This is a genomic window from Pseudomonas sp. Pse79 (assembly GCF_024519615.1).
GTDB lineage: Bacteria > Pseudomonadota > Gammaproteobacteria > Pseudomonadales > Pseudomonadaceae > Aquipseudomonas > Aquipseudomonas veronii.
Genome location: NZ_JALJRR010000001.1, coordinates 347,428 through 359,142 on the forward strand (window position 1 = coordinate 347,428; position 11,715 = coordinate 359,142).

Sequence of the window (11,715 nt, forward strand, 5' to 3'; positions counted from 1 at the left end):
AGTACACGGATGTCGAGGCCGTCACGTCGGGCGAGCCTCCCAGGTCATCAGCGCGGCATATAACCCAAGTGCCAGCGCCGGGGGATCTTCAGTGACACCAGACCCAAAACCGCAGCCAGCGCCCCGCTGACCAGCAGCGCACCCAAGCCCATGCGGTGCTCGAGCAACGCCCCGATCACCGCCCCGATGAACATCCCCGTCCAGGGGACCAACTGCACGCGCCACCCGTTGCGACGCTCCCCCAGCAGCCAGCGTCCCAACCCGCGACCAAAGCGTGACAGCGCGCCGGTGACATAGGTAAGCCCCACCGGCAAGCCGTTGACCTCTTCGACGGCGGCATTGAGCATGCCCATCGCCACAATCGCCGCGAGCAAGGCGGGCAGCATATCGGCGAACGGCCACAGCGCACCGCCGCAGAGCAGCGCCGCGATGCACAGCAGCAGGGGTAGGGCGTGACGGCCGCTCATGCGGCTGACCACGATACCCAAGGCGTTGCCGACCACGAAGGTCGCGACCAGCAACAGCAGGCGCCCGGTCAGGCCCAGGTCACCTTCGCTGATCGCCACCGCCAGGCGCGTGGTGTTGCCGCTCATGAATGAGACAAAGTCGCCACTGGCCATGAAACCAATGGCATCGGTCATGCCCGCCAGCACAGACAGGCTGGCCACCAGCATCATGCCGACACGACCCCGCCATTGCTGTTGACGGGCGAGTACGACGTTGGCGTAGGGCTTTTGGGACGAAGGCAGCATCGGGCTGGGTTCCTCGGTGAGATTATGCGGCCACTACCGTAAGGCGCTTTGATGTCTGGCGCAATGACCTCAGGCCGCTTCCAGCCTCCAGCCAGCGTCATGCCAGACCAAAGTATGAGAGGACTCGATCGCCTGTAAAAAACTCGAGGTGTGACACTCCCATTGCGTAGGTAATGTCCTTGCAGGTCGCGGGGCAGGTCGGCGGACGGCAGGTTACAAACAGATCAGGCCGGTCTGTCTGATTGACTGCAACGCAAGACGCTGCGGCCACAAGATTTCGCGGCTACGCCAGCACCGCCACCGCCTTGATCTGCGCCCATAGCGTCTGGCCGGGGTGCAGTTGCAACTGGTCGCGGGAGAAGCGTGTGATCCGTGCCAGCAACGGCGTGCCGCCGGCATCCAGGCGCACCAGCACATGGGCGCTGTTGTCCGCCGCAATCTCCTGGGTGACCGTCACCGGCAGGCGGTTGAGGATGCTGCTGTGGGCTTCGGCCTGCAAATTGAGGCTTACGTCCCGCGCCTGCACTTTGACCCGCAGGGCTTTGCCCAAGGCCAGCGGCGTATGGGCGACGCGCATCTGCAAGGCACTGCCGGGCAGTTGCAGGGTCAGCAATTGATAGTGCGCGTCGTAAGCGCTTACCGTGCCGTTGATCACCACACCGGCGTCGTCGCCCAAGGCCAAGGGCAAATCCAGCCGCGCCAGGGTTTCACCGATGGGGCCGCTGGCCAGGGCCTGGCCGTCGCGCAGCAACACGATGTGATCGGCCAGGCGCGCCACCTCGTCCTGGGCGTGACTGACGTAGAGCACCGGAATGTCCAGTTCGTCGTGCAGGCGTTCCAGGTAAGGCAGGATTTCACCTTTGCGTTGGCTGTCGAGTGCCGCCAGCGGTTCGTCCATCAATAACAGGCGCGGGCTGGTCAGTAGCGCGCGGGCGATACCGATGCGCTGGCGCTCGCCGCCGGACAAGTGCTGCGGATGCCGCTCAAGCAAGTGGCCGATGCCCAACAGTTCGGTGGCCTGGGCCATGTCGACGCGACGTTGCGCACGCGGGATGCGCTTGAGGCCGAATTCCAGATTGGCGCGCACCGACAGATGGGGGAACAGGCTCGCTTCCTGGAACACATAGCCCAGCGCACGTTTATGCGGCGGTACGAACAGCCCGTTGCGGCTGTCTTGCCAGACTTCGTCGTTGACCTGGACAAAACCGTCCTCGGCACGTTCCAGCCCGGCAATGCAGCGCAGGCAGGTGGTCTTGCCGGAGCCGGAATGCCCATACAGCGCGGTGACGCCGCGACCGGGCAGTTGCAGGTCCACTTTCAGGGCAAAGGCGGAATACGTGAGGTGCAGGCGTACATTGATCATCGGCATCAGCTCCAGCCCATCTTGGTTTTACGGCTGGAGTAGAGCGCCAGCAACACCAGGAACGCGAACACCACCATGGCGCCGGCCAGCCAGTGCGCCTGGGCGTATTCCATGGCTTCGACGTGGTCGTAGATCTGCACCGAGACGACCCGGGTCTTGTCCGGGATATTGCCGCCGATCATCAGCACCACCCCGAACTCGCCGACGGTATGCGCAAAGCCGAGAATCGACGCGGTGATAAACCCCGGGCGGGCCAGGGGCAGGATCACGCTGAAGAACGTGTCCCAGGGGTTGGCGCGCAAGGTCGCGGCCACTTCCAAGGGGCGTGTGCCGATGGCGGAGAAGGCGTTTTGCAACGGCTGCACCACGAACGGCATGGAATAGATCACCGAGCCGATCACCAGCCCGGCGAAACTGAAGGTCAGGGTGCCCAGGCCCAGCCATTGGGTGAACTGGCCGAAGTAACCGTGCGGCCCCATCGTCAGCAGCAGGTAGAAGCCGATGACCGTGGGCGGCAGCACCAGCGGCAGGGCGACCACCGCGCCGATAGGCCCGCGCCACCAGGAGCGCGTGCGCGACAGCCACAGGGCAATCGGAGTGCCGATGACCAGCAGGATCACCGTGGTCAGTGACGCCAGTTTGATGGTCAACCAGATTGCGGAAAAATCGGCACTCGATAGCGGCATTTAGAGCTCGTAACCGTAGGACTTGATAACGGCAGCGGCTTTCGGCCCTTTCAGGTACTCGACCAGCGCCTTGGCTGCGGCGCTGTCTTTGCCCTTGTTGAGGATCACCGCATCCTGTTTGATCGGGTCATGCATGGACGCCGGGACGATCCACGCCGAACCGCTGGTGACTTTGCCGTCTTTGTAGATCTGCGACAAGGCCACAAACCCCAACTCGGCATTGCCGGTGGAGACAAACTGATAGGCCTGGGTGATGTTCTGGCCCTCGACGAGCTTGTCCTTGAGCTTCTCGGTCAAGCCTTCCTTGGCCAGCACTTGGGTGGCGGCCAGCCCGTAGGGCGCGGCTTTCGGGTTGGCGATGGACAGGTGCTTGAACGCGTTCTGCTTGAGCACATCGCCCTTGGCATCGACATAACCTTCCTTCGCCGACCACAGCGCCAGGGTGCCGACCGCGTAGGTAAAGCGCGAACCCTTGACGGTATCGCCTTCGGTTTCGAGTTTTTGCGGGGTGGTGTCGTCGGCGCTGAGGAACACTTCGAACGGCGCGCCGTTCTTGATCTGGGTATAGAACTGCCCGGTGGCACCGTAGGCGGCGATCAGCTTGTGACCGGTGTCCTTCTCGAAATCGGCGGCAATCGCCTGGATCGGTGCGGTGAAGTTGGCGGCGACGGCCACCTGGACTTCATCGGCGTGGACCGCAGCGGCGGTGACAAGCGCAATGACGGCCGCCAGGCCGGGGCGAATCAAGCGTGGGAGGCTGAAGGTCATGGATAGCTCCGTAAGAGAAGGAAAAAAGCCAATATTGAGCGCTGCCGGACCAGGGGGGCGGTCAAGCGGTGTATGTATAGGTATATAGCGAAAAAATGGCAAGGGGAATCCGCCGGCCCCGCGCTGACATTTCCCGGCGGCAACGGCCCGCCTCCTGACAGCCAATGCACGGGAACCCGTTGATAGTGCAGCTCCTTTAGCCGGCAAAGGAGCAAGTGCCATGCAAAGGGAATATGCCTATATCAACGTCGGTGCACCGAACAACCTTACCAGCGAGGCCGCCGTGAAAGCCTGGCTGGACCGCGTACTCAGCGCTTCGGCACTGGAACCGCAGGCCAAGGCGCTGATCACCACGCAATCGTTGATACCGGTGGAGTTTTCGATCCTGGAGGAGGGGGCCGAGCCGGGAAGTCCTGCGTTGATTGTCGAGCGCCAGGAAATGCCCCTGTGGAAAATCCTCGACAAGCGCTTCACCTGGCGCGCCAGTGTCGGAAAAAACCAATCGACTGACAGCGTGCAGGTCAATGTTCTGTTTCCCAAGTTTTACGGGGCATTGGCCCAACGCTTGACGGCCCATCGATACTTTCTCGACAGCCTGCGAGTGTCAGGCCAGGCCCAGAGTGTCGAGTGGGAAGAGCGTGGCCTGGCGATCGCGACACGGCCTTTGCTCAAGACCGAGGTGGTGCTGTTCTCCGTGTGGGGGGCCAGTAAGCGCCTGCTTGCGGATATCTGGTTCGATCTCCCGCTGATTTCCCTGGGGGCCGGGCAATGGCCCAGGGCGATTGGCACCGGTTGGCCGGGGATGCGTATTGGCGCACGCAGCGGCGATCACATTCGTTATTCCGATGAGCCCGGCAAAAACACGCTGTGGGTCAAGCCGTTCGGCGAGGCGGTACTCGACGCCGATTTCAGCATTTTCCCGCGCTGGACGCCCCGTGCCGTCCTCCTCGCCGACCAAGCGCTGAAGGCCGACGAAGTGATCGAGGTGACTCTGAGCGCAATGCCTTATCAGGCCGATGAGGAGCGCTACATCATCGAGGTTCCGGCCTCGCGCCGCGCCGCTGCGGATTGGCACTACTATCTCAGCGTCTACATGAGTTACCGCTGCCCCTGGGTCAACTGCGGCGTCTTGCAGGAAGACGGCGGCATCCGGCTGCAGAGCGAGCGGCCCAATCAATGGTTCGTGCGCTGCGATGCCGCGCGGCTGTTTATAGCGGTCAGCATTCAGCCCCGCGAACGTACCGGCTGGAAGGCCCCCACCGCGCCCCCGACGCCCGAGGCAACCACGACCCAGGCCTGGCAAAAATGGGATGGGCTGAGGGAGAGCGTGGGCAATAACAAGATCGCCAAAGACTATATCGAATCGTTGATCGATCGCTGCCTGAAGAAGTCCGGTTTGTCTCAAGACACCCAGCAATTGTTCAAAAAAGAACGCCAATTCAAGTTCAAATACCTGATAGGCCACCCCACATATTCTCCTGGCGTGAGTGCATTCGTGCCGCCACGCTACAAGTACTTTTCCTTTGAACAAGTGCTGTTGGGTGAGCCGCAACGGCGTGCGTACTTCCAGGAAAAACTCAGTGCCGTGCATGTGCAGGGGCAAGCCTTGCCAGCGTCGCAAGTCGCGACATTGACCGGGATGCGCGACGTGTTGCTGGCTGACGTCCTGGCGGATATCGATGCGCTGGCCGCCAGCGACGACTACCAGAAACTGTTCGGCGAAACCTGTGACGCCCTCGCCAGGGTGCGGGTCGCACGCTACCTCGCGCAAGTCGATGCAGCCGACGAAGACTTGCGAGGGTGTGCGTTCCGCTACTTGAAAGGCGAGTTGAAACCGCGACTGCTGCTATTCAACGAAGCGGTGGTGCCCAATGCGATTGTGCTCAAATTCAACTCACAGAAGGCATTGCTGATATCCCTCAACTTCACCGAGCTCAAGTGGGCGGTCTGGGCACCAAGCACCACCGCCGGGCAACCCTCGGAGGTGTTGATGCGATTTGTCGCGGAACATTCCCCTTTCCCGCAGAAAATGAACCTGGTACCTCAGGATTTTTTTCCGCAAAAAAAACGCTATGGCTACCATTACCGGCGTTTCGCCCCGGAGCCGGTGTCCTTTCGTGATACCCAGCACATCAACGCGCAATTGCAATTGGCGGCCATCGCGGATATCAAGGGGCAGGTCGACTACGCAGTGTTTTCGTCCGACGAAGAGCGGCGCCGGGTAAAACTGGCGATGTTCAAAAGTGTCGCCCGTGCGGTGTCCGGCCTGGTGACGGCGGCCGTCGGGCCCTTGAGCGGGTTGGGCGCGCTGCTGCTTTCCGGCATGGCGCGCTTCATCGCCAATGTCGGTGATGTCGGCCTTACGTATGCGTTGGCGCAAAATACCGATCGGCCCGAGGACTACGCCCACTACATCCATGAGTGCAAGCTGGGGGTGCTATTGGCGATGGTCGACCTGGGGGCCGACCTGCCCAGCGCCAATGCCAAGTTGCGCATATTGCTCAAGCAGTCGACGCTCGGCGGTCGGACTGTCGCGCCGATTCTGAATGCGCCCATAGACTACGACGTCCCGATAAAGTTGAAACAGACCAGTGAGTCCGAGACTTTTGTCTCCACGCCATTCTGGTTGATCGACCTGCGCCAGCGCATGGAAAAAGCCTTCGACGACCGGGGCAAAAGCGCCGAACTCAAAGGTTACCTCCAGGCAACCGCCACCTGCGGTTATGCCGAGGCGAAAAGCTGTTCCGACTTTTTGCGCAGTCAGCGCTGGGAGACACAGGCCGTCGGCGTGCTGATTTTCTCCGAACTCGGCGATCAGCGCCCGCAAACGCATTTTGCGTTGTCGATTCGGGATGCGACGGACACCGCGATGGTCGATTTCAGCCTGGGCGACCTCGATGCCTCAATGAACGGTCGCGGCTATTTCGGTACGTTGAAAGGCTGGGAGGACTGCGTGCGCGGGTTGCCGGCCTTGGAGGGCGCGTTGGTGATTTACAAGTTTTATCCGGATTTTGCCAACGCAAGCCTGGAGGTTGACGGGGCGTTTGCGCTGGGCATCAGTTGGAGCCCCTTCGTCAATGGCGGCGATTACAGCGTGCTGTCGTTTCCCCTGGATTTCGTCTGCGGGGTTCGCGAGCAGTTGGAGCGTGTCTGGGCCCAGGTCTTTCACCAGTTGCCGATCAATGCATCGCTATCGCTCAATGAACCGGCGACCTTCAATCAGTCTGAACTGCTGGCGCAAGTCAGCAACCTCAGCGGCCTGGTCGACGAGGCGGAAGGGCTATTGCGGCGCACCATTGGCGTGCAGGCGATCGGTGAGTTGCGGGCCTTGATGCTGGGCTTCCTTCAGGCATGGCGTAACGAACCGCGGGGCGGCTATCGAGAACTGATGGAGGGCGTGATGGCTGAGGAGGCAGACTTGGTCAACCAGGCATTGATCCACCTCGAAGCCCTGCAGGCCGGTTTGCCAAGCACGCTCGCGAGCGCGCAAAACGCGCTGGTCGATTGTGTCGACTGGGTCGCGGTGCGGGCCGGAATCGACGACGATGCGTGGCGACTGTTATTTAAACAACAACTGGAACTTCATGTGTCAGGCGAGCAGGCGACGGTGGATTTATACACCGCCGCTGAACTGGACGCGCTGTATGAACAGCTCGCCCGGGGCCAGCAGCGTGAGTGTCATCACCAGCGCAGCTCCGGTTATGAGCGACTGACCATGACCAGTAGCCGGGCGTTGCTGGGGATAGGGTTGGGATTGATCCGCAAGATGGCCCAGGAGCGCCAGGCCGAATGCTGTTTCGCGCTGATCATGGCGAGCCAGCCCTACGACGACAGCAACGAACACTTTGCCCGAGTCGTATATGGCATCTGTGCGTTGCGTCAACAGCGGTTTACTGTGTTGACGCCGCTGCACGAACGTCGGCTCAGCGGCCTTCCACCCGCAGAGCCGATACTGATCTGACGTGCGTTACCGAGACAGCCGGCTCAAGGCTTGTTCTGCCAGCCAGGTGGTCAGCTCGCGGGTTGCGAACGGATGCCGCAGGCCCACCGCCTGGCCCGCCCACAGGTTGCTGAAGCCGGCTTCATCCTTGGCCTTGAGTGGCAGCAACGCACCGCCGGCCCTGGGGAAGGCCGGGGCCAGCGGGTTGATCGCGCCGAGTTCTCGCATCACCCGGTTGACGATGCCGCGTGCCGGTCGGCCGGTGAACAGGTTGGTCAGCGCGGTTTCGCTGGCCTGGGCGTGGCGCAATGCATGGTGGTGCGAGGGGCTGACCGTGGCTTCGGGGGTCAACAGGTAGGCGGTACCGATCTGCACCGCCGAAGCACCCAAGGCAAAGGCGGCCGCGATGCCGCGCGCGTCAGCGATACCGCCGGCGGCGATCACTGGCACGCTCACGGCGTCGACGATCTGCGGCACCAGCGCCATCAAGCCGATCTGGCTGTTGAGGTCGTCGCTGAGAAACATACCGCGGTGGCCGCCGGCTTCAAGGCCCATGGCGATGATCGCATCGCAGCCATGCTGTTCCAGCCAAATCGCTTCTTCGACGGTTGTGGCCGATGAAAGTACCTTGGCGCCGGTCGCTTTGACACGGTCGAGCAAGGACTTTTCCGGCAAGCCGAAATGGAAACTGACCACCTCGGGACGGAACGCTTCCACCACTTCACAAGCCGCTTCGTTGAACGGCGCACGGTTGGTCACCGGCGTCGGAGCATCAAAGTCGGCGCCCAGTTCGCGGTAGTAGGGTTGCAGCAGGTCTTTCCAGCGCCGATCACGGGCGTCGTCCGCCTCGGGCGGTTGATGGCAAAAGAAGTTCACGTTGATCGGCCGCGTACTGGCCTGACGGATAGTGCTCAACGCATCGCGCAATTGCTCGATACTCAGCGCCGCCGCCGGCATCGAACCGAGCGCGCCGGCCTCGCTGGCGGCGATGACCATTTGCGCGGTGGTCGCACCGGCCATGGGCGCCTGGATAATTGGTACCTCAATGCCCAGCAGATCGAGAATGCGCGTGTCTGGCCAGGTGCTCATGGGATGCGTCTCCAGCGTTGGTAAGAGTTTTCGCTGTTTTAGCAGGGCCCTTGGCATCCGGCCAGTCTGTTTTATTCACTGGACGCAGCCTGGGTTTCGTGTAGTGGCGCGGGCTGTTTTAGCGGTCGCGCTCGCGTTCCAGCAACTGGCGCTTGCGCTCCACACCCCATCGGTAGCCCGACAACTCGCCATTACTGCGCACCACGCGGTGGCAGGGAATCGCCACTGCGAGGCGATTGGCGCCACAGGCCTGGGCCACAGCGCGAAAGGCGGTGGGTGCGCCAATCCGTTCGGCGATCTGCGCGTAGCTGGCGGTGCTGCCCACCGGGATGTCGCGCAAGGCCTGCCATACCCGTTCCTGAAAGGCCGTGCCGCGCAGGTCCAAGGGTAAGTCCAGGCCCAGGGCCGGGGCTTCTATAAACCCCACCACCTGGGCGACCAACTGTTCGAAGGCCGGGTCGGCGCCCAGCAGTTCGGCGTTGGGGAATTGGTCCTGCAGGTCGCGCACCAGCGTGTCCGGCTCGTCGCCCAGCAGAATCGCGCACACGCCGCGATGACTTTGCGCCACCAGAATCGCGCCGAGGGAACATTGGCCGACGGCAAAATGGATGTGAGTATTCGTGCCGCCGGCTTTGTAATCGCTTGGCTTCATGCCAAGCAGTTGGTCCGCCGATTCATAGAAGCGGCTGTTGGAATTGAAGCCGGCGTCATACAGCGCGTCGGTGACGGTGTTGCGACCTTTGAGCCCCTTGCGCACTTTGCGTGAGCGCTGGGCGCTGGCATAGCCCTTGGGGGTGAGGCCGGTGACAGACTTGAACACGCGGTGGAAATGGAACGCACTCAGGCCGGCTTGCTGTGCCAGTTGGTCGAGGCTGGGCGGGGTTTCGGCGTGTTCGATCTGCCGACAAGCGTTGGCCACCAGTTCGGCGTGGCGTGCCGCGCGTTGCGTCTGGTCACCGGTCGCGCGTTTGCTTGGGCGATAGCCTGCGGCTTCGGCCTGTTGAGGTGTCTCAAAGAATTCGACGTTTTCCGGGCGCGGCAAGCGCGAGGCACTGCTGGGACGGCAATACACACCGGTGGTTTTTACCCCATAGACAAACAGCGCGTCGGCCTGAGGATCACGGGCGAGGATCGCTGCCCAGCGCGGGTCATGTTCGTTATTCATTGCCTGCTCTCATGACGGATCACGGCCAGATTAGTCGTGTCGCGGCGGCCTGGCACTCTGAAGCTTGCGGTCAAATCAGCCGGCGGTGCGAAAGGTCAGGTTGATGCGTTGCGGGCCCATGACCGGATGCGTGCCGTCCTTGACCGGCATGACTCCGTGGAAGCGCAGACGATCGACCCCGCCCCACACCACCACATCGCCATGGAACAACGAAATTTTTTGCGGCTTGTCGCTGCGTGCATGGCCGCCGAACAGGAAGATCGCCGGCAGCCCCAGCGACACGGAAACCACCGGCGCGGTATAGCAGCGTTCGTTCTTGTCCTGGTGCAACGACATCTTCGCCCCCGGCACATAACGGTTGATCAGGCAGGCATCGGGCACAAAATCGCTGAACCCGGCGTCGGCCGCCGCGTGTGCCGCCAGTTGGCGCAACGTTTCGGGCATGGCTGGCCAGGGGTGGCCACTGCGCGGGTCAAGCGCGGTGTAGCGGTAGCCGCTGGGATCGGTGGTCCAACCCAGTTCTCCGCAACTGCTCAGCGCGGCAGACATGGTGAAACCACCAGGCGTGACCATTTGCCGAAACGGCGACTGAGCCAGCACGCAGCGCAACGCTGGCAGAAGATGCTCAATCCAGGGCAGGGCATAGCCCCTCAGAACGTGGGACTGTTCGCCAATCTGCTCACGCCCTGCGGGTTGTTGCAGGGCGTCGTCGGCGAACAGGTCGACGGTCGGGCCGGGCATGGGCTTACAGCGCCTTGCTCACGTTGATGTCAGTGATTTCATCGCTGGCGTCGTGAATCTTCGCCAGTACTAGCTTGGCTTCTTCGACGCTGTTGCTGTGCAGTTGGGCAAACTCAAAGCGGCGTTCGCCGTTGAGTTTGTACTTGATGACGTATTTGGTCGTGGTCACAGCTTTTTTCCTGTCGAGTGTTCGGGTCAGCTCAATTTGCTGTTGGTGCGACGAACGATGCGGATCTTGTGGGACAGCGCAGGTTTGCGGGTAACGCTGATGGCGCGGCGCGTCACAACGTCCAGGGTGATGTTCCAGAAACCGGTGCTCGGCGCGGTGATTTTCGCCGGGAACTTGTCGAACGCGCCGCCGTGGTAGGTGTGACGACCGCCATTCTTGAAGCTGCGAAAATTCGCATCGCTCATCAGACGGATATTACAAGTCTGTGAGCATTCGATGACGACAATATCTCCCTCGTTGAGGTGCTCACGCTGGTGGATGAATTTCATGGGCGGGTGTCTCCAGAAGGGCTTTTTCTGAAAAATCAGAACGATACGTAGGTTAAGATAGAGTTTATCAGCCCCAGCGCGTTTATTATCGGGCCGTCGTCGACGACTTCGACAATTTAAAACAGTTATTTACCGAGTTATCAGGGATAAATCCTACGTGGGCGGGAGAAAATTACCATCCCCGCTGTCCTAGGGTCTTTATCGGAGGTTTTATATGAAGTGGAGTGTGTTGGTTCTGGCCTTGGCGATTGGTGGGTGTGCTTCGGTTGCAGATATCAAGCAGACCCCCCCGACCTTGGCGGTCATTTCAGGGAAAAAACCGCAGGAATATGCCGCCTGTGTGGTACGCAAATTGTCGACTACCCGCCGGCCGCCGCAGATCGAGCCGCATAAAGACGGCGTGCAGGTGATTGTGCCGCAGAAATTCTCCGCTGACCCGTCAGCTATTTTCGAGATTGACGAGCGCTCCAGTGGCAGCAGCATCAAGCTCTACGAGAGCATGTCCAATGTGCCGATCCGCCCGGGCGATGTGAAGAAGGCCGGGGAGGACTGCATTTCCGGCTGAGGCCGCGCGTTTACACGGTCCGTTTGAATCCGATAAAAAAGCCTGACCTGCCATTGCGGTGTCAGGCTTTTTTTTGCGCGCGTTTTCGCAGTTGTCGTGACGGGAAGGTTCTCCTACCATTTGTAGGCTTATGACATAAACGCCTAAA

General features: G+C 61.4%; 11 protein-coding genes. 2 read left to right on the forward strand and 9 right to left on the reverse strand.

The features are described from left to right. Positions 1-47: 47 nt before the first annotated feature. From NR164_RS01590 to modA, 4 genes are all read right to left on the reverse strand, one after another. Positions 48-752: a YoaK family protein gene (locus NR164_RS01590; RefSeq protein ID WP_017846321.1), complete on the reverse strand. Its 705-nt coding sequence runs from the start codon at positions 750-752 to the stop codon at positions 48-50. A gap of 283 nt (positions 753-1,035) precedes the next feature. Beyond that, a complete protein-coding gene (gene modC, locus NR164_RS01595; protein ID WP_372340274.1) occupies positions 1,036-2,121 on the reverse strand; it encodes a molybdenum ABC transporter ATP-binding protein in 1,086 nt (361 codons plus the stop codon). Further along, positions 2,121-2,801, reverse strand: a complete 681-nt coding sequence (gene modB / locus NR164_RS01600) for a molybdate ABC transporter permease subunit (protein ID WP_017846319.1) — start codon at positions 2,799-2,801, stop codon at positions 2,121-2,123. Before modB ends, modC begins: the two co-directional genes overlap by 1 nt. Further along, the gene (modA, locus tag NR164_RS01605; RefSeq protein ID WP_046383545.1) at positions 2,802-3,569 is read right to left on the reverse strand and encodes a molybdate ABC transporter substrate-binding protein; all 768 of its coding nucleotides are present in this window, start codon (positions 3,567-3,569) and stop codon (positions 2,802-2,804) included. 220 nt (positions 3,570-3,789) lie between these two features. Between modA and NR164_RS01610 the strand changes: the two genes are divergently transcribed. Further along, positions 3,790-7,530, forward strand: coding sequence for a hypothetical protein (locus tag NR164_RS01610; RefSeq protein ID WP_177033097.1), 3,741 nt, complete (start codon positions 3,790-3,792; stop codon positions 7,528-7,530). A gap of 6 nt (positions 7,531-7,536) precedes the next feature. Here NR164_RS01610 and NR164_RS01615 read toward each other — a convergent pair whose 3' ends face one another. The 5 genes from NR164_RS01615 to NR164_RS01635 all read right to left on the reverse strand — a co-directional run bounded on the left by NR164_RS01615 (position 7,537) and on the right by NR164_RS01635 (position 11,002). Beyond that, positions 7,537-8,598: a nitronate monooxygenase family protein gene (locus NR164_RS01615; RefSeq protein ID WP_177030604.1), complete on the reverse strand. Its 1,062-nt coding sequence runs from the start codon at positions 8,596-8,598 to the stop codon at positions 7,537-7,539. 118 nt (positions 8,599-8,716) lie between these two features. Continuing rightward, complete coding sequence (gene ada, locus NR164_RS01620) at positions 8,717-9,763, reverse strand: bifunctional DNA-binding transcriptional regulator/O6-methylguanine-DNA methyltransferase Ada (protein WP_017846315.1); 1,047 nt, start codon at positions 9,761-9,763, stop codon at positions 8,717-8,719. Positions 9,764-9,838: 75 nt separating this feature from the next. Beyond that, positions 9,839-10,504 carry a DNA oxidative demethylase AlkB gene (gene alkB, locus NR164_RS01625; protein WP_046489457.1) on the reverse strand — a complete coding sequence of 222 codons (666 nt, stop codon included), beginning with the start codon at positions 10,502-10,504 and terminating at the stop codon, positions 9,839-9,841. A 4-nt stretch (positions 10,505-10,508) separates the two neighbouring features. Beyond that, the gene (locus tag NR164_RS01630) at positions 10,509-10,673 is read right to left on the reverse strand and encodes a hypothetical protein (RefSeq protein WP_017846313.1); all 165 of its coding nucleotides are present in this window, start codon (positions 10,671-10,673) and stop codon (positions 10,509-10,511) included. A 26-nt stretch (positions 10,674-10,699) separates the two neighbouring features. Continuing rightward, on the reverse strand, positions 10,700-11,002 hold the full coding sequence (locus NR164_RS01635; protein WP_017846312.1) for a DUF1883 domain-containing protein: 303 nt from the start codon (positions 11,000-11,002) through the stop codon (positions 10,700-10,702). A 214-nt stretch (positions 11,003-11,216) separates the two neighbouring features. Between NR164_RS01635 and NR164_RS01640 the strand changes: the two genes are divergently transcribed. Then, positions 11,217-11,567, forward strand: coding sequence for a hypothetical protein (locus NR164_RS01640; protein ID WP_046383541.1), 351 nt, complete (start codon positions 11,217-11,219; stop codon positions 11,565-11,567). Positions 11,568-11,715 lie beyond the last annotated feature (148 nt).